18 protein-coding genes are annotated in these 18915 nt (G+C 54.6%); 3 read left to right on the top strand and 15 right to left on the bottom strand.

The window, feature by feature from the left end:
- Positions 1 to 6: 6 nt before the first annotated feature.
- The 10 genes from pseF to moaA form a co-directional block, all read right to left on the bottom strand.
- Entirely contained in the window at positions 7 to 702 is a 696-nt protein-coding gene (pseF, locus tag BLU07_RS03905; protein ID WP_092384349.1) for a pseudaminic acid cytidylyltransferase, read from the bottom strand.
- A gap of 2 nt (positions 703 to 704) precedes the next feature.
- Complete coding sequence (locus BLU07_RS03900) at positions 705 to 1340, bottom strand: LbetaH domain-containing protein (protein WP_092384347.1); 636 nt, start codon at positions 1338 to 1340, stop codon at positions 705 to 707.
- Positions 1337 to 2503, bottom strand: a complete 1167-nt coding sequence (gene pseC, locus BLU07_RS03895) for a UDP-4-amino-4,6-dideoxy-N-acetyl-beta-L-altrosamine transaminase (RefSeq protein ID WP_092384345.1) — start codon at positions 2501 to 2503, stop codon at positions 1337 to 1339. The genes BLU07_RS03900 and pseC overlap by 4 nt, the downstream gene beginning before the upstream one ends.
- A 3-nt stretch (positions 2504 to 2506) precedes the next feature.
- On the bottom strand, positions 2507 to 3505 hold the full coding sequence (gene pseB / locus BLU07_RS03890) for a UDP-N-acetylglucosamine 4,6-dehydratase (inverting) (RefSeq protein ID WP_092384343.1): 999 nt from the start codon (positions 3503 to 3505) through the stop codon (positions 2507 to 2509).
- A complete protein-coding gene (locus BLU07_RS03885; RefSeq protein ID WP_092384341.1) occupies positions 3505 to 4620 on the bottom strand; it encodes a hypothetical protein in 1116 nt (371 codons plus the stop codon). Before BLU07_RS03885 ends, pseB begins: the two co-directional genes overlap by 1 nt.
- Entirely contained in the window at positions 4620 to 5816 is a 1197-nt protein-coding gene (locus BLU07_RS03880) for an O-antigen ligase family protein (RefSeq protein WP_092384339.1), read from the bottom strand. Before BLU07_RS03880 ends, BLU07_RS03885 begins: the two co-directional genes overlap by 1 nt.
- A complete protein-coding gene (locus BLU07_RS03875; protein WP_092384337.1) occupies positions 5806 to 6966 on the bottom strand; it encodes a glycosyltransferase in 1161 nt (386 codons plus the stop codon). The genes BLU07_RS03880 and BLU07_RS03875 overlap by 11 nt, the downstream gene beginning before the upstream one ends.
- A gap of 31 nt (positions 6967 to 6997) precedes the next feature.
- Positions 6998 to 8734: a carbamoyltransferase family protein gene (locus BLU07_RS03870; RefSeq protein WP_092389564.1), complete on the bottom strand. Its 1737-nt coding sequence runs from the start codon at positions 8732 to 8734 to the stop codon at positions 6998 to 7000.
- A gap of 97 nt (positions 8735 to 8831) precedes the next feature.
- Entirely contained in the window at positions 8832 to 10214 is a 1383-nt protein-coding gene (gene hemN / locus BLU07_RS03865) for an oxygen-independent coproporphyrinogen III oxidase (RefSeq protein WP_092384335.1), read from the bottom strand.
- A gap of 95 nt (positions 10215 to 10309) precedes the next feature.
- Positions 10310 to 11311 carry a GTP 3',8-cyclase MoaA gene (gene moaA / locus BLU07_RS03860; RefSeq protein WP_092384333.1) on the bottom strand — a complete coding sequence of 334 codons (1002 nt, stop codon included), beginning with the start codon at positions 11309 to 11311 and terminating at the stop codon, positions 10310 to 10312.
- A 300-nt stretch (positions 11312 to 11611) separates the two neighbouring features.
- Here moaA and ahpC point away from each other — a divergent pair, with 300 nt between their 5' ends.
- Positions 11612 to 12175, top strand: a complete 564-nt coding sequence (gene ahpC / locus BLU07_RS03855) for an alkyl hydroperoxide reductase subunit C (RefSeq protein ID WP_092384331.1) — start codon at positions 11612 to 11614, stop codon at positions 12173 to 12175.
- 101 nt (positions 12176 to 12276) lie between these two features.
- Positions 12277 to 13866, top strand: a complete 1590-nt coding sequence (gene ahpF / locus BLU07_RS03850) for an alkyl hydroperoxide reductase subunit F (RefSeq protein ID WP_092384329.1) — start codon at positions 12277 to 12279, stop codon at positions 13864 to 13866.
- A gap of 66 nt (positions 13867 to 13932) precedes the next feature.
- Here the strand turns inward: ahpF and BLU07_RS03845 are convergent, their stop codons facing one another.
- The 4 genes from BLU07_RS03845 to purU all read right to left on the bottom strand — a co-directional run bounded on the left by BLU07_RS03845 (position 13933) and on the right by purU (position 16796).
- Entirely contained in the window at positions 13933 to 15174 is a 1242-nt protein-coding gene (locus BLU07_RS03845) for an HD-GYP domain-containing protein (protein WP_092384327.1), read from the bottom strand.
- A gap of 117 nt (positions 15175 to 15291) precedes the next feature.
- Positions 15292 to 15492 (bottom strand): hypothetical protein, encoded by a 201-nt coding sequence (locus BLU07_RS03840; protein WP_092384325.1) that lies wholly within the window; start codon positions 15490 to 15492, stop codon positions 15292 to 15294.
- Entirely contained in the window at positions 15489 to 15902 is a 414-nt protein-coding gene (locus BLU07_RS03835) for a CBS domain-containing protein (protein ID WP_092384323.1), read from the bottom strand. The genes BLU07_RS03840 and BLU07_RS03835 overlap by 4 nt, the downstream gene beginning before the upstream one ends.
- Positions 15903 to 15944: 42 nt before the next feature.
- Positions 15945 to 16796 carry a formyltetrahydrofolate deformylase gene (purU, locus tag BLU07_RS03830; protein WP_092389562.1) on the bottom strand — a complete coding sequence of 284 codons (852 nt, stop codon included), beginning with the start codon at positions 16794 to 16796 and terminating at the stop codon, positions 15945 to 15947.
- A gap of 228 nt (positions 16797 to 17024) precedes the next feature.
- Between purU and mvaT the strand changes: the two genes are divergently transcribed.
- The gene (gene mvaT / locus BLU07_RS03825; RefSeq protein WP_092384321.1) at positions 17025 to 17399 is read left to right on the top strand and encodes a histone-like nucleoid-structuring protein MvaT; all 375 of its coding nucleotides are present in this window, start codon (positions 17025 to 17027) and stop codon (positions 17397 to 17399) included.
- 68 nt (positions 17400 to 17467) lie between these two features.
- On the opposite strand, the gene sbcB is transcribed toward mvaT, so the two are convergent.
- On the bottom strand, positions 17468 to 18904 hold the full coding sequence (gene sbcB, locus BLU07_RS03820) for an exodeoxyribonuclease I (protein ID WP_092384319.1): 1437 nt from the start codon (positions 18902 to 18904) through the stop codon (positions 17468 to 17470).
- Positions 18905 to 18915: the final 11 nt, after the last annotated feature.

The raw sequence follows: 18915 nt of genomic DNA, 5'->3' as shown, positions 1-18915 counted from the left end.
GCCGGCTCATTGCTCATGGTGGTGCATCGCCTTGAACATCCACTCGGCCCGGTGCCAATCTTCAGCCGTATCGATATCCTGAACACGATGTCGCGGCAACACCACAGGAACCGCCCCAGGGCCGAAAATCGGCTTTTCATTCAGCCAGGCGGATGCCTTGCCCCAGTAAAACTGGCCAGCATCGTGATACGCCTCCGGCAAGTCCTGCGAACGCGTATTAAAATGCTCCGGATAGAGCATTTCCACCTCGCCCAGCGTATTGATGACTATGGCGCGCTGAACCGGAAAAGCATAACTGGTAACGGAAAAAGCATAGTCGCAGGCATCGCGCTGCAGCCTTTCGAGGCCGCGCTGGATATCTTCAGGACTAATAAAGGGTGCCGTCGCGTAGATACAACAGGCCTGTTCAACCGAATAGCCATGCTGCTGGAACCATTCGACAGCATGCCGGATAACGGGCAGCGTGCCAGTGAAATCATCTGACAGCTCTTCAGGCCGCATAAATGGCACCGTAGCGCCCAGCCGTGTCGCCACGTCTGCAATCTCGTCGTCATCCGTAGAGACGATAACCTGATCAAAGCATCCGCTCTGCAGCGCTGCCTCAACAGACCAGGCAAGCATGGGTTTTCCACAGAAAAGCTTGATGTTCTTTCTGGGAATTCGCTTGCTGCCGCCCCGGGCAGGAATGACTGCCAGCCGCATAGTTACTCTGCTTTCCTTGCTTTGATGGTCAAGTCCGGTGAAGACCCGAATACGATGGAGTCAGGCGGAATGTCGGTATCTTTGACGTAGGCATTGGCCGCCAGCACAACATTGTCACCAATATGGCAATGGCCCAGGATCTTCGAGCCGGACAGCATCTGGACGTTGTCGCCGATGCACGGGTAGACCCCCTTGTTGTTACCTACCGTGCACTGTTGGGAGAACGTGAAATTCATGCCGTATACCGCCCGCCCGAGCACAGCGCCCAAGGGATGATCGAGATGAAACACGGGGGGCATTTCAACCTCGTAGTACAAATCCAGGCTGTTCAGTGCTTTGTTGAGATAATAGACCTTGTCAGCCAGGTCTCTGCTGGCAGAGCGGTCAAGAAATACCTCGCGAGCAAGAAAATACAGGAAAATACAATATTGCCCTGAATGGTAGACAGAGAAGAATGTCTGGCCATCCTTCGTGTAGTACTTGTTGCTTGAGCCCCTGAAACAGACCTCGGTTTTTTGCAGCACTGCCGGTAAAACACGATCCAGCGCAGCTGATTCCGTTGCTGACAAGAAAAACAGGTTATGGATCTGGTGGGCGACCAGCTTTTGCAGGGTTTCAACACCAGGCGACACAATCATTGCGCTTCACCAACGGCCCGAACCAGCGCATTGACAACCTGATCTTGCTGTTCATGGGTCAGCCCGGAATACATGGGCAAGCTGATTGCTTCAGCGTAGTAGCGCTCGGCTTCTGGAAAGTCCCCGGCACCGAAGCCCATGCGCTGATAATAAGGCTGCATATGCACCGGAATGTAATGCAGGTTCACGCCTATGCCCTGCGCTCGCAAAGACTCGAAAACCGCTCTGTGGGTTGCCGGTATCTCGCTCAGTTGCAAACGAACCACGTATAAATGCAAACCGGAATAGGCATCCGCATGCTGCCAGGGGGTAACCACCGGCACATCGGCCAACAGCTGATCATATCGCTCGGCCAACTGATGGCGACGGGCAACAAATTGATCCAGGCGCTCCATCTGACTGACACCCAATGCCGCTTGCAACTCGGTCATCCGGTAATTGAAACCAAGCTCAACTTGCTGATAATACCAGGGCCCATCCGGGCTATGCGTCATCAGTTCGGGGTCACGGGTAATGCCGTGACTACGCAGCAGGTTCATCCGCTTGGCCAGCTCGGCATTGTTGGTTAACGCCATGCCGCCTTCTGCTGTGGTAATGATCTTGACCGGATGGAAACTGAAAACAGTAATGTCGCTGTAGCGGCCACTGCCGATGAATTCGCCCTGATATTTGCCGCCCACCGCGTGCGACGCATCTTCAATCACCCTGAAATCATACTGCCGGGCCAACGCGTGTATCGCCTGCATATCGCAAGGCTGGCCACACAGGTGCACAGCGACCAGTACCTTGGGCAAGGTGCCTTCTTGCTCGGCCCGTTCCAGCCTGGCCGCCAGCTTTATCGGGCAGAGGTTGTACGTGCGGGGGTCGATGTCGACAAAATCGACCCGGGCTCCGCAGTACAGGCCGCAATTGGCTGATGCCACAAAGGTAACCGGGGTCGTCCACAACCAGTCACCCGACCCAAGCCCCAGAGCCAGGCAGGCAATATGCAATGCCGAGGTGGCACTGTTGACTGCCAGCGCATGGCCGGCACCCACGTGCTTTGCCATGCATTCTTCGAAACGCGGCACCATGGGGCCCTGGGTAAGAAAATCGGACTGCAGCACACGCACAACTGCATCAATATCTGCCTGTGTGATCTCTTGCCGCCCGTAGGGAATCATAAATCAGATGCTCCCGATTTTTTCTCGATTAGCGTCAATCCAGGCTTGCAGATCAGCCTGACTCATCCACTCCTGATTGTTGTCACTTGAGTAAACGAAACCTTCAGGTACTTTCTTGCCATCCTTGATGCGATTGGCACATTCCGACCAGTTGTTGATTACCGGTAGAATCTTGAAGTGTTCAGGATATTCATAGGTGTAATAAGAGTCTTCCGCACTGATCATTTGCTCGTGCAACTTCTCGCCGGGACGAATACCAATGACGTCCTGTCTGGCTTCCGGTGCAACCACGTGGGCCAGGTCAGTCACCTTCATCGAAGGGATTTTCTTGACGTAGATTTCGCCGCCGACCATATCCTCGAACGCGTGCCACACCAACTCTACCCCCTGCTCAAGGGAGATCATGAAGCGGGTCATGCGCTCATCGGTAATCGGCAACACGCCTTTGTCCCGGATCGACATGAAAAAGGGAATGACCGAACCGCGTGAACCCATGACATTGCCATATCGCACGACAGAGAATCGTGTGCCATGTTCACCTGAATAGGCGTTACCGGAGACAAACAACTTGTCTGACGTCAGCTTGGTCGCGCCGTACAGATTGATCGGGCTGCTGGCCTTGTCGGTGGATAGAGCCACCACGCCCTGAACACCTTTATCGATACAGGCATCAATCAGGTTCATGGCACCGATGACGTTGGTCTTTACACACTCGAAAGGGTTGTACTCAGCGGTAGGTACAATCTTGGTGGCCGCCGCATGCACAACAAAATCAACCCCGTCCAGGGCGCGATACAGCCGCTCCTTGTCACGCACGTCACCGATGAAAAAACGCAGCCGCGGATCATCCTGGTACTTCTTTGCCATATCCCACTGTTTCATTTCATCCCGCGAGAAAATGATGATTTTCTTCGGATTGTACTTTTCCAGCGTCATTGGCACGAAGGTATTGCCGAAGGAGCCGGTACCACCGGTTACCAGAATCGTCTTGTTGTTGAACATTACTTGGGCTCCTGTTGCAACAGATTGGATTTGATCGCAGCGGCAACACGCTGATTGGCATTGCGATCACGTTGACCAAACACCCAGGCAAAGTAATCTTGCCGCTGGCCGGCGTAGGCTTGCTGATCAGCAATCGCCTGGTCAACAATTACGGAAAAGTCAGGCTTGGCATCCACCCGCATACTGAGCCCACAATCATACAGCGACAACAGTTTGTCGAGGTCGTCGCTGTGCATTCCTTCACGCACGCCGATACCTTTTATCACGTTGCGATCAATATCATCCGTCTCGATAAACAGCTGCGGTATGTCGTAAAAAAGCGCTTCTTCACTGGGGGAGTTGGCATCCGAGATGATCAGATCAGCAACCGACAGTACAGTAGATAACGGGTAGACACTCAGATCAAGCAGAGCGTTTGATCGTCCAGCGGATAGTTTTCGAACGTTTGCAAAGCTGCTACGGTCTTTGCGTCTGGAGGTAAGCGACTGGCTTGGATGCGGCCGCATGATCAGATTGAAATGCCCCGGCAAGGTTCTGACCAGCTGCTCGGCAACCCGTTCCCAGGACCCCAGCCCTCGCCTGCTTGGCGTATAGAGGACCGTTTTCAGTGCCGGGTCCAGCCCCAACTGCAATAATGTCGCATGCCGCTGATTCGCGCTTTGTTCGGGATACTCACAGAAGGGCAGAAATCCGGTTTCCACGGTATTGAGATCAAATTCATCCGCATAACGGCTCATCATGGTCTTCATGCGGGGGCCGATGACACAGAGAAGATCGTAATGTGCATTGCGTCTGATCTGATCACGCGACAACATCATGTAGGTACCATGAAATACCGTACATTTTCGCGCCTCGACATAAGGCGCAAGAAAGCGTCCATAGGGCGAACCGGTGACAATCACGTCCGCCCTGTTCAACAGCTGGTTGCCTTTTGCAAACGCGGCAAAATACCTGGAATAACGGGCACAGGGCAATTGTGGATAATGCCCCTTGAATGCTCGCAACGTGCTGCTCCGGCTACTGACGAAGGTTCCAGGCAGCACCGCAGCCACCTGAGCCAGATGAGACACAGCCTGGAACATTTTCGAGAAGTAGACGACCCGGGCACTAGCCATCAATACTGCACCCCCTGATTCTCAATAATTCGATGATCCGGCCGGTCACGCATTATCGACACTCTCTCTCGCGCGGCAATCATCATAATGGGCAGCCATACCAACAACCATAGTTCATCAGGACTACCGAGCGGCGAGCCACCATCAAACATGAGCATGATCAAAGCCAGAAGCAAATAACCAAACCAGGGATCACGCCGACGCCATGATACAACCAGCGCGCAACAGGCCGTCAGCAAGAAAAGCGTCAAGGTCGACAAGCCGCCGTAAAAACCGAAGGTCAAAAATATATTGTGCGGGTGATAGATTTCGTAGTTTTCCCGGATGATAACGCTGTCTTCAATGGTAAAACCACAGCCGAAAAACCAGCCACAGGACTGCCAGGCCAGCCAATATTCACGCCACAACTCAAAGCGCCCCGAGTCTTCACGGGTCAACAACTCGGCTGCCACAGCAGAGCTTTTCAGCAACCAGACAAAAAGCCCCGCCATTGCGACAGCAAGCATCAGCAGCAGCAGCCGTTTCAACCAGGCAGCTTTATATCCAAAACAGCCGAAAACGACCGCCAACACAACGAGCATGCCTACCAGGCCGGATCTGCTTTGCAGAATAAAACCGATAACCAGAAAAGCCGACAGGATGGCCAGAACAAGCTCGACATACGACATCCTTGCCAGCAACAAAGGCAAGAGCAAGCCCAGAAAGCACACTATCAACATGCTGGTCAGGATGGAGCCGGCCAGGCGATTGGGCAGTTCGACTACCCGCTGACCTGGAACGTAATCACCGCTGAAAAAATAAATGGCAACCGAGGCAAGTACATACAGCACCAACCCCCAAAACAGACTACGGCGCAACAAGGCACTGTCGAAAATCCCGGGATCAACCCACAAATAAACAGCCAGGCAAAAAATGCCTACGTACAGAAGGTCCTTGGAAACATGCCCATCGACATACAACCCGGAGATCAGCAGCCACGAAAACATGGCCGCAAGCAGTGCACTCAACAGACTGGGCGTTGCTCCTGACCATCGACCGGCGACAAGCAGCAGCAGTGCAGGCAGAGCGAAAAAAATATAGTAAATATTGTTGACTGCCTTGCTGCTCGGCAACACGACGAAGGCTGCCAGGAATACGATCAATGCCCAGCTGAAATAACGGGTAGCCGGAAAATTTCTGACAGCATTAACAGGCATTTTTTATCTCGACAGACTTTGCTTTCAGCGTTGTCCTGACCAGGCCAAGGTAGGCTTGATGGTAGGCTTGTATCGAATGATGACGGGTCACATAAGAAAAGGACTTCTCACCCAATTCTTTCCGCTCGGCAGCAGTCAACGCCAGGTAGTTTTCCAGAGCTCGGGACAAGGCATCAACATCGCCCGGTGGGAATCCAATTCCACCCGCCCCTTCAATCAATGGGCGCATGGCCGGCACATCGGAGGCTATAACCGGCAAACTGCCACTCATCCCCTCCAACAACGCCAGGCCCAGACCTTCATTCCAGGACGGCATCGCCCAGATATCAAACGCCTGGACATAGCGTAACGCATCGGCACGAAAACCGATCAGATGCACCCGACCGGCCAGGCCCCGTTCATGTATTCTGCTCTCCAGCTCGGCCCTTTCACGGCCCTCGCCAATAATTGCAAGTTGAGCGTCGGGGTATCTGTCCCTGATTTTATCGAAAGCATCAATCAGGGTGCTGTGGCCCTTGACCGGTACCAGACGACCTACAGCGCCAATAATCACCGCATCCCGAGACAGGCCAAGACGGGTTCTGGCCTCTTCACGCGACACCTGCAAAGCAACGGCTTCATCAATATCAATGGCATTGGTGATTGCCGTGGTGTTGTCAGGGGTGAAGCCGCACTGGTAATCGACAAGATGGGCACGCACAGCTTCAGAGACGCCAACGAACGTCCAGCCACGCCGCCCATATCGGCTGATCTGGCGCTGGCGATATGGGCGCTCGAGATCACCTATCCGATGAAAAATCCCGATACACAGACAGTTGCCGAGCCATTTCCGCAATATCAGCAGCATGCTGATTGGTTTGAAACGATTGGCGATGATCAGGTCAAACTGCTCGGCCTTGCAGTACCTGTAAAGCTTCCACAAGGCTCTGATCCTTAATCCGCGCAAGCTCTTGCTATCAAAATCAAAATACACCGAGCGCTCGGCTTTGCTTGCAGGTTCACCGCTCTCCGGTTTTCCACACAGATAACCCGACACAACCTCAAACTCGTCCGTGGGCAGGGCCAGCACAATCTGTTCCGCCAAGTCTGCAAATGAATGCTGTTTGACGTTGAAGTCAAGCTGCAGTTGCAGCACTTTATACCTTTTCATGAATTACTCTACTGACTCCACTATCAACCCGTCAGTCATGCTCTTTGACCACCAGGATATCTTCCATGATCAGATACTCCAGGTCAGAGCCAAAGAACATGTTCAAGGCGTCCGTCGGCGAGCACACCATAGGCTCACCGCGACGGTTCAGCGAAGTATTGAGCGCTACACCGTTGCCGGTCAGACGTTCAAGCGCTTTCATCAGATCGTAATATCGCGGATTGTATTCACGCTTGAGCACCTGGGCACGTGCCGTACCATCCTCATGCACCACCTCAGGAACGCGATTCTTCCACTCATCGTTGACTTCGAAGGTAAAGGTCATGAAGGGTGAAGGGTGATCCACACTGAGCATTTGCGCTGCAACGCTGTCAATCATCGAAGGGCAGAACGGGCGCCAGCGCTCACGAAACTTGATTTGTTCGTTGATTCGGTCAGCAACGCCGCTGGCACTCGGGCAGCCCAGAATGGAACGGCCACCCAGTGCGCGAGGGCCGAATTCCATGCGGCCCTGTAGCCAGGCCACCGGATTGCCCTCCGCCAGTACCTCAGCGATGTATTCCGGCACATCATCCAGCTGCTTCCATTGCGGTTTGCTCGGGTGCCGAGCGCAGGCCGCAATGACGTCTTCATTGCTGTAGCCGGGTCCAAGATAGACATGCTCCATCTTCTCGACCGGCACGCCATTTTTTACCGACACATAAGCGGCGGCACCGACTGCAGTTCCGGCATCACCCGAGGCTGGCTGGACAAACAGCTCCTTGACATCGGGACGAGCAATAATGCGCTGATTGAGTTTGACGTTCAGGGCGCAACCACCCGCAAAGGCCAGTTTTCCGGTCTCGCGCAGGATATCACCGAGATAATAGTCCAGCATTTCCAGCGCCAGCTTCTCGAACAAGGCCTGCATGCTGGCAGCATAGTGAATATAGGGGTCATCAGCGATGTCGCCCTGGCGCTTGGGTCCAAGCCACTCGATGAGCTTGGGTGAGAAATAATAGCCCTTGCCCTTTTCCTTGTAGCGCCGAAAACCGATCACGTTGGCGTAATCGGTGTTGATGATCAGCTCGCCCTTTTCAAATTTGGCCAGACGGGAAAAATCGTATTTGGCGGCATCGCCATAAGGTGCCATACCCATGACCTTGAACTCGCCATCGAGCATTTCAAAACCAAGGTATTCGGTCAGTGCGCCATACAAGCCACCCAAAGAGTCCGGATCATAGAACTCCTTGATCTTGTGGATCTTGCCGTTCTCGCCGTAGCCAAAGAAAGTGGTGGCATATTCACCCTTGCCATCGATACCCAGAATCGCGGTTTTTTCATGGAAGCCGGAGCAATGGTAAGCACTCGAGGCGTGGGCCAGATGATGCTCAACCGGCTCCAATTTGACCTTCTTCAAATCAAAGCCCAGCTGCAGCAGGCACCATTCAATGCGCTTCTTGTAGCGATTGAAGCGCCGGTTACCCATCAGGATGGCATCCAGAGCGCGGTCCGGCGCATACCAGTAGCGTTTGGCATACTTCCAGCGGGCCGGGCCAAAAATACTGATTGGCGCAAAGGGAATGGTGACGATGTCGACATCTGCCGGCGTAATGCCCGCCTGCTCCAGACAGAACCTGGCGGACTCATAGGGCATGCGATTCTTGGCGTGCTTGTCCCGGACGAAGCGCTCCTCTTCCACCGCGGCAACTAATTTGCCGTCCACATACAACGCAGCAGAAGGATCATGGTTGAGGGCGCCGGACAAACCCAGAATAGTCAATGACACAATGTTGGCCTCATAAAGCAGCTTGCTGATCAAAGGCCAAGTTTACACGATCAAGCGCTCTGAACGCCGTCCCTTTTTTACCCGCAGCGTCAGTTCACTAGATAATCCGTGAATAACGCTGTTGATTGTCCACTGCCAGATAGGCATCGAAGACCATGCAGACCGAGCGTACCAGCAAGCGTCCGGCCGGCAGGATATCGATTCCCTGATCAGTCAGATTGATCAGGCCATCGCGGTGCATTTGCTGCAATACCGGCCAGCACTCCGCAAAATAGTCCCGGAAACGAATATGGCAGGCCCGCTCGATGTCGGCAAACTCCAGCCTGAAATGGCAGATAAGCTGGGCAATAACCGCCCTCCGCAGGCGATCGTCATCGTTACTGACCAGGCCACGACAGGTCGCCAGCTCGCCACTGTCGATTCGGTCCTGATACTGTTTGATATCCGCCGTATTCTGACAGAAGAGATCACCCACCTGACTGATTGAAGAGACACCCAGACCAATCAGGTCGCAACGACCATGGGTGGTGTAACCCTGGAAATTACGCTGCAGTTCACCGGTTTCCTGGGCAATGCTCAGACTGTCATCCGGCAGGGCAAAATGATCCATGCCGATATAGCGGTAACCCGCGTCAGTCAGTTGTTTGATGCTCTGCTCGAACATGCGCAATTTGTCGGCCGGACTGGGTAGATCCTCACTGTTGATGCGCCTTTGTGGCAGGAAGCGCTCAGGCAAATGCGCATAATTGAACACGGACAAGCGATCCGGCTTGAGTTCGATAATCGCATCCACCGTGCGCGCAAAGCTCTCCGGATGCTGCTTTGGCAGACCATAGATCAGATCGATATTGATCGAGCGGTAGGCCAGAGCGCGGGCGGCTTCCATTACCTGACTGGTCTGCTCCAGGCTTTGCAGGCGATTGACTGCGCGCTGTACCTCGGGGTCGATATCCTGCACGCCGAAACTGACCCGGTTAAAGCCGATCTCCCGTAGCAACCCCATGGTTGCCCAGTCGGCTTCGCGCGGGTCGATCTCGATACTGTAGTCACCCAGGTCATCGTCCCGCAGATTGAAAGACGCTCGCAGCTTGGTCAGCAGGTCACGCAGCTCCTGGTGGCTGAGAAAGGTCGGCGTGCCGCCACCAAAGTGCAGTTGCTCAACCACCTGATCACGGCCAGCATGGGCGCTGATCAGATCGATCTCGCGGTACAGGCTTTCCAGGTACGCCGTTGAACGACTGCGATCCTTGGTGATGACCTTGTTGCAGGCGCAGTAGTAACAGATATTGGCGCAGAAAGGGATATGCACGTACAGCGACAGATCACGCTTCCCGGACTGGCTGATGGCGAGCGCCCGGGTCAGATCCGTTGGCGAAATGCCATCATGAAACTGCACAGCAGTCGGATAAGAAGTATAACGTGGGCCGGCCTGATCATATCGACGGATCAGCTCGGCATCCCAGCAAATGGCATTGGACATAGCGGCAACCTGCAAGCAAAGACGTATCAGGAGCAAGCCTAAACGCTGTGTGCCTTACTGACGTTGACGCATATCAAGTGATGGGGTGAGAAGTCTCAACCACCGGTCGCATTCATGAAACGCACCAGGGTGACTTCTTCCGGGTCAAACTCGTGCCGCTCGGGCTTCAGATACAAAGCTCGCTGCAGAGCATCCAATACCGGTTCATCGTCAGGGTTATCACGGACCAATGCGCGCATGTCCAGGGCGTTCTCATGCCCCAGGCACAATAACAAGCGGCCTTCGGCAGTAAGGCGTACACGGTTGCAGCTGGCGCAGAAGTTGTTGCTGTGCGGGGAGATAAAACCAATGCGTGATTGCGGAAAACCTTCAATACGTACATAGCGTGCCGGACCACCACTGCTTTCAGCGCTATCGATCAAGCCATAACGCTGACCGATCTGCTCGCGCAGCTCGGCGCTGGTCACCAGGGTTTCGGCACGCGAGCGGCCAACGTCACCCAAGGGCATCTCTTCAATAAAGCTGATATCCAGCCCCCGCTGCAAGGCAAAATCAACCAGCGCGGGCACTTCATCGGCATTACGGCCTCTCAAGGCCACAACATTCAGCTTGATACGCTCAAAGCCCGCCTGCTGCGCGGCGGCTATACCGTCCAGCACTTGCTGCAACTGGCCAGTACGGGTAATGGCGGCAAACTTGTCTGCATCCAGGCTGTCCAGGCTGATGTTCAGGCGCTTGAGACCGGCGTCGGCCAGCGGCTGTGCCAGTTTGACCAGCTGCGAGCCGTTGGTGGTCATTACCAGCTCATCCAGGCCCGGTATGGCACTCAAGCGCTGGCACAAATCAACGATGCCACGACGAACCAGCGGTTCGCCACCGGTCAAGCGAATCTTGCGCACGCCCTGACTGACGAACAACCGCGCCAGACGCTCGATTTCTTCCAGACTGAGAACCTGATCGCGGGGCAAGAAGGTCATTTCTTCGGCCATGCAATAGACACAACGGAAGTCGCAGCGGTCGGTTACCGAGATACGCAGGTAATCGATTCGCCGCCCCAACCCGTCCTGTAAAACTGCCGAAACACTGTCTTCACCCACAAGTGATACCTTTTAACTATGCTTGGGCGTACTGTAGTGTTAATGACGTGCTGGTCGCAAGGTGAGTCGTCCAGTCATAAGCTGCCAATAACAACCGTTTTTTTGCCGGACCCTTGAATAAACAGGGTTCGAACCCACTTATCAAGGGTAGGCAAAAGGCACGGTGATTTCTTTCGTCCTGACGAATAGAGATTGCCTATCCATCATTTAGCCTAAATTTATTTTTAGTATGGGAGCGCCCGCTTTACTATAAGCCTGACTTCCACATCACATTGCCAACCCCTAACCAAGGAGTTTTATATGTCTGTAATCAATACCAAGGTAAAACCGTTCAAAGCACAAGCCTACAAGGCTGGCGAATTCATCGAAGTCACTGATGCCAATATCGAAGGCAAGTGGGCGGTATTTTTCTTTTATCCCGCTGACTTCACCTTCGTCTGCCCCACTGAACTGGGCGACGTTGCTGACTACTACGACGAATTCCAGAAGATGGGTGTAGAAATCTATTCGGTGTCCACTGACACCCATTTCACCCACAAAGCCTGGCATGACAGCTCGGAAACCATTGGCAAGATCCAGTACACCATGATTGGTGACCCGACTGGCGCCCTCACCCGCAACTTCGACAACATGCGCGAAGACATGGGCCTGGCTGACCGTGGCACCTTCATCGTTGACCCGGATGGCATCATCCAGGCCGTTGAAGTGACCTCAGAAGGTATCGGCCGTAACGCCGTTGACCTGCTGCGCAAGGTCAAGGCAGCCCAGTACGTTCGCGCCAACCCGGGCGAAGTCTGCCCGGCCAAGTGGGAAGAAGGCGACGCAACTCTGGCTCCGTCACTGGATCTGGTCGGCAAGATCTAAGACCTGCCCAGCAACCCGGCCCGTTGCAGCGCCCTGGCGCTGCCTCCGGCGGGCCGGGTTTTTTACGCCTGAATTTTACCTGTTCACACAAGGACACGCATATGTTGGACGCCAACCTGAAGAAGCAACTGGACACGTACCTGCAGCACATCGTTAATCCGATCGAGATCAGCGTGTCCGTGGATGACAGTCCCAAGGGCAACGAATTACGTGACCTGGCGGTCGAGATTGTCGAGATGTCGAGCAAGATCGGCCTGATCAACCGTACAGCCAAGCGCACACCGAGTATCGGTATCGCCGCGCAGGGCACCGAACCGCGCGTCGAGTTCGCCGGTATCCCCATGGGTCACGAGTTCACCTCGCTGGTGCTGGCCCTGCTGCAAAGCGGTGGCCATCCGTCCAAGGCGGACCCGGCGCTGCTGGAGCAAATCCGCAACATCAAGGGCGAGTTTCACTTCGAGACCTATATTTCACTGTCCTGCCAGAACTGCCCTGACGTAGTGCAGGCCCTGAACCTGATGGCGACGCTGAATCCGAACATTACTCACGTGATGATCGATGGCGCCCTGTTCCAGGATGAGGTCGAAGAGCGCCAGATCATGGCCGTGCCTTCCGTCTTCCTGAATGGTGAATCCTTCGGTAGTGGTCGCATGACCCTGGCCGAAATCGTCAACAAGATCGACTCCGGTGCCGCCAAGCGCAAGTCGATGGAATTGAACCAGAAAGCCCCCTATGACGTATTGGTCGTAGGGGGTGGTCCGGCGGGTGCTTCTGCAGCCATCTATGCAGCACGCAAAGGCATTCGCACTGGTGTGGTGGCTGAGCGTTTTGGCGGCCAGGTAATGGACACCCTCGGGATCGAGAACTTTATCTCGGTATCCTACACCGAAGGTCCGAAACTGGTGGCCCAGCTGGAACAGCACGTCAAGGAATACGATGTTGACCTGATGACCGAACAGAAAGCCAGCTCGCTGAAAAGTGGTGAGTATGTGGAAATCGGCCTGGAAAACGGCGCCACCCTGCGCAGCCGGGCCGTCATTCTGTCCACCGGTGCGCGCTGGCGTGAAATGAATGTGCCCGGTGAGCGTGAATACCGCGGCAAGGGCGTTGCCTATTGCCCGCATTGTGATGGCCCCTTGTTCAAGGGCAAGCGTGTGGCCGTGATTGGTGGCGGTAATTCGGGTATCGAGGCAGCGATCGACCTGGCTGGTATTGTCGAGCATGTCACCGTACTTGAATTTGCCGATACCTTGCGCGCTGATGAAGTGCTCCAGCGCAAGGCACGCTCAATGGCCAACATCACCATTATCAAGAACGCTCAAACCACCGAAGTGCGTGGCGATGGCAAGAAAGCCATTGGCTTGACCTATACCGATCGCGTCACTGGTGAGAGCAAGCAACTGGATGTGGCCGGCACTTTCGTACAGATTGGCTTGATCCCGAATACCGAATGGCTGAAAGACAGCGGCTTGCAGCTGAGCAAATTCGGTGAGATCGAGATCAACGCGCGCGGTGAAACGTCCGTACCCGGTGTATTTGCCGCCGGGGATGCGACTACCGAGCCGTTCAAGCAGATCATTGTCGCCATGGGCGGAGGTTCGACGGCGGCGCTGGCTGCCTTTGATCATCTGATCCGCACCGCGGACCCGGCTGACACCAGGACTGACCAGCCAGAATCGGTCTCGGCCTGAAAAACGAGGGGAGGCAGCCCACTGCCTCCCCTTCCTGTTCCCCTGCATCACCCAGCTCCCGGTCAATCAGTCTGGCAACCACAGCTTTTCGAGCTGTTGCAACCCCCAGTCCTGCGGGTTCTCGCGGCTGACAATCCGGTCATCTATCTGGTTATCAGCCAGATCCAGAGTCTTGACCGCAATCTTCTGCCGTAACTTGATGGCATAAAATACGTTCACTTTTGGCGTCAGTAACGAGCCAGCATGCTGCTCGATCACAACCGCCAGCTGGTTTGAAGCCAGCTTGACCAGCGACCCCACCGGATAAATACCCAGCATACGAACAAAGCTCTGCAACAGGGCTGAATCAAAATGCCCTTGCCAACTGGTCATGCGACTGATGGAAACGGCCGGATCCCAGCCTGCCTTGTATGGCCGGTTAGAGGTTACCGCATCATACACGTCACAAATCGCACCGATGCGCGAGAGCAAGCTGATTTGCTCACCAGACTGCTGCCAGGGGTAGCCCGACCCATCAACCTTTTCATGATGATGCAGGCACACATCCAGCACAGCCTCGGGCACCCCCGCCCAGGACTGCAGCAACTGATGCCCCAGAACCGGGTGCTCACGCATCACGGCAAACTCTTCATCGGTCAGTTTTCCCGGTTTGTTGAGAATGTCCTCCGGGGTCATTGCCTTGCCCAGGTCATGCAGCAAACCGGCCATGCCGGCCAGCCTGGTCGTCTCTTCATCCAGTTCCAGCTGCCTGGCCATACCGATCATCATCGCCGCAACAGCCACCGAATGCAGGTAAGTGTATTCATCCTTGCGTTTTATTCGGGCCACACTGATCAAGGCATGGGAGTTACGCGATATTGAAGCACTCATGTCATCAAGCAATTCATTCAGGCCTGCAGTTTCCAGCGTTCGCCCCAGTCGAGCATCAGCGAACATGGTAATGACTGCCTCTTTACCCCGATTGACAATATCTCGGGCCTGACGAATTTCCTCAGTAAAAGAAGTCGGCAGCACGGACGGCGATGCTTGCTGGCTGGCCATATCAACAAAGTGGTTACCGGCAATCACCGTAGAATCAGCATCGGCGTCGGGCTCAAACGGGGGTACCAGCGGGTCACTCGCCACATCACAGCCGCGCGACAGATCAATAATCAGTTCTTTGATTGAGGAGGCGCGGATCCTTGCGAGGGTCGCTGCGTCGGCAATCAACAGCTTGCTGGACCAGAAGGGGTGCTGCAGCCAGGAGCCGCAGAATTTGTGCACAAACATACCTTCGCGCACCTGGCTGACAGGAATCTTTTTCAACATTGGCCGGGTCACCAAAAGACAACGGTAAAGAACAACATCCTGTCGCCAATCGCTGAACAACTATCGCTTGCAACGGATAACCATCAAGACTGCAAGACATATACTAGCAATTTCACATCAGCTGCAAGGCTGATCTTTCGGTGACTCTGTTGCAACAAGTAACAAGCGGGTCGCAGAGGAAAAATCCGCACCCAGCGTGTCGTCCATGGCATCAATGTCATACCGTGCAAGGCAGCCACTGCCCAGTGTCGGTGGCGCCTCGGCAACCGCCTTGTCAAGCGGATTGCTGGTTTCTGCGTCGTCTGCAGCCGGTTTCATTTGGGCGCGCCGTGTTCGTTGTAGGCTTTTACCGCGCGCAATACATCGCGGCGGCTTATCTGCCCGACCAACAAGCCTTCATCCATGACCGGCAGACGGCGCCGGCCCTTGTGAATAAAGTGCTCCGCAGCCTTGATAATATCGGCATCGGCATCAATATTTTCCACCACGACGGTCATTACCGAAGCCACTGTGCCACCGGCTTCTTCATGATAGCTGCCAGACAAAATGCCGCGCAGGCAATCGCTCTCGGACAACAACCCAAGCAAATGGCCTTCGTCATCGACGACAGGTGCGCCGGAAATCCGATGCGCAAGCAGCACATCAATGGCGCGAAAAAGATCCATATCGGCCTTGAAAGTGACCAGATCAATGGTCATGTAATCCCGAACCTTTACCGATTTGAGCATGCTGACTCCTTGGTATGCGCAAGCAATTGATCTCTTTTCAGCTTAGCTGAAAACCACCGTTTTGTTGTCGTGAACCAGCACCCGGTCTTCCAGGTGATAGCGCAGCCCACGGGATAGCACCATTTTCTCCACGTCCTTGCCCAGTCGTACCAGGTCTTCGATATTCTGTCGGTGACTGATGCGCGCCACATCCTGCTCGATGATCGGACCGGCATCGAGCTCCTCGGTCACATAGTGACACGTCGCTCCGATCAGCTTGACCCCGCGCTCGGCTGCCTGATGGTAAGGCTTGGCGCCAACAAAGGACGGCAAAAAGCTGTGATGGATATTGATAATGCGATGGGCATATTCGGCACAGAGCTCGGGCGGCAGAATTTGCATATAACGCGCCAGAACAATGCAATCAGCCTGCTGAGCCCTGACCAGTTCGTTCACCCGGGCAAAAGCCGGCGTTTTGTCGGCAGGATCAACCGGCACATGATGAAAGGGAATACCATGCCATTCGACCATTGAACGCAGATCATTGTGGTTGGAAATCACGCTGGTAATCTCGCAACCCAGCTCACCGCTGTGCCAACGGTGCAGCAAATCAGCCAGACAGTGGGATTCCCGGCTGGCCATCAGCACTACTTTTTTCTGCTGTCGGGAATCACTGACCCACCAATCCATCTGATATTCCTCGCCAATGGGCGCGAAAACCGTACGCAGACCGTCCAGATCAAAAGGCAAGGAGTCGGCCCGAATTTCATGCCGCATAAAGAACCAGCCACTCAAGTTGTCCGAGTGATGATTGGCTTCGGTAATCCAGCCATTATAGGTGGCCAGAAGGTTGCTGACTCTGGAAACAATGCCTACCCGGTCAGGGCAGGCAATCACGAGACGATAGGTATGCATGCGTATGGCCTGTTGAACCTTTTCTACAAGGATTCGCATAGTACCCTTGCTGACCGTTAAATGCAGCGGCTATTACTTGGCTTAACACTGTGTTTTGTCCAGAAACATGACGATTCACTTATAACACTTCAACAACAGGCTGCCAGCACTTGTACTCGGCGCAACAACTAACTATTATTGTGCCGTCCATGTTTTAACATTCCCTTTATTCCCAACAGGTGACACTTCATGTCAAAGCTGCAAGAGTACCGTTCGCTGGAAGATCAAATTCGTGACCTGACCGACAAGCTGCATGCACTGTCGAATGATGACAAACTGAAGAAAGAAATCGAATTTGAAGAAAAACTGCGTGACTTGATGAATCAATACGACAAGTCGCTGAAAGACGTTATCTCCATCATTGATCCGGATAACAAGCTGGCCCCTTCAGTCAAAGGCTCCAAGGCTTCTGGTCCGAAGCGCGCGCGCAAGGTCAAGCAATACAAGAACCCGAAGACCGGTGAAATTGTCGAGACCAAAGGCGGCAACCACAAGACGCTGAAAGCCTGGAAACAGGAATACGGTAACGATACCGTTGAGTCCTGGATGACCATTATCGGTTAATCCGGCTGAGCGACTTTAAAGGGCAGTTTTAACTGCCCTTTTTTGTGCGCGTTATTCTCTGGCTGACTTTATAACTTCAAATAATCTGCCAATTCGGCACTGTAACTTTTCCACGCGTTCAGCAAGGTTTTTTGTTCCTCACTCGCTTGCGCCATGGCCTGCTCCATTTCACTATTGAATGCATGCCAGGTACGGGGGGCACCGGGTACTTCGCCCAACAATCGTTGACGACAGAACTGCATCCAGCTGTCCAATTGTGACGCAGACAGGGACTCAGGGAAGTTACGTGCCTGGTAACGGAACAACAAATCCTGCAAGCGTTGATCCTGCAAGGACCACTGCGCATTACCCAGCGCCTCCCCTCCGGCCTGACGAATAGCCGGCAACAAGCGTCGATCCTGATCACTGATAAAGCCGGCATAGAGCTGTGTTTCGGCATCTTCGTCGCCATTGGCCGGCGGCGTGTCGCTATAAACCTGATGCAGCTTGCCCAGCAATTGCTCACGCCTGCCTGCCAGGACATCGGCCTGTGCCTGAACCGCGGGCAAATCGACCTGCAAGCGGCGGCAATCTTCCGGGCGCAAGACCTTGGTATCAGCCAGCACCGGGCACTTGTTGATGTGCACCAGTTTCAGCCCGGGGCGCTGCTCACCTGGCGCCAAATCATCATTGGCCGTGTAAAGCCGTGCTCGCAGTTGATCGGCATCCAGATCCATCAACAACTCCAGCGGCGCTGTCAGGTCGTACACGATCAACGCATTGCGGTTGTGCGGGTGCCAGGCCAATGGCAAGACCACACCCAGGCCTTGTCGCTCGCGACCAAAACGGCCGGACACGTGCACCAGCGGCCTGACCCCTTGCAGGTCAATCAGGCTGGCTACCTGACGCTTGTTGCGCAGCCCGAGCAAATAGCCATACAGCCGGGGTTGCGCCTGGCGCAGCAACCGCGCCATGGCAATAGTTGCCCGCACATCGGCCAGGGCATCATGGGCCTGGCCATGATCAATGCCATTGGCCGCCGTCAGTCGTTCCAACCGCAGTGAGGTGAAACCATCCTGCTCCGGCCACTCAATCCCTTCGGGGCGCAAAGCGTGCGCGGCCCGCAGGGCATCGATGAGATCCCAGCGGCTATTACCGCCCTGCCACTCACGCGCATAGGGGTCATGAAAGTTGCGATAAAAGCTGAAGCGGGCCATCTCGTCATCAAAACGCAGGCTGTTGTAGCCAACGCTGCAGGTACCAGGCTGCATCATTTCATTCTGCAAGCGCTCGATAAATTCGGCTTCCGGCAGACCGGCCATGGCTCGATCAGGGCCAATACCGGTGACCAGGCAGGCCTGCGGATGCGGCAGAATATCCGGCGACAACTGGCTGTCGATACACAGCGGTTCGGCAATTTCGTTCAGTTCGGTATCGGTGCGGACGCCCGCGACCTGCAAGGGGCGATCACGCCTTGGATCAATCCCGGTGGATTCGAAGTCATACCAGAAGAAAGTGTCTGCCATTGCCTGTCCCC

Source organism: Halopseudomonas salegens (assembly GCF_900105655.1).
Taxonomy (GTDB): domain Bacteria; phylum Pseudomonadota; class Gammaproteobacteria; order Pseudomonadales; family Pseudomonadaceae; genus Halopseudomonas; species Halopseudomonas salegens.
Note: the sequence above shows the minus strand (reverse complement) of the source record. Positions and strands in the feature narration are given on the sequence as shown.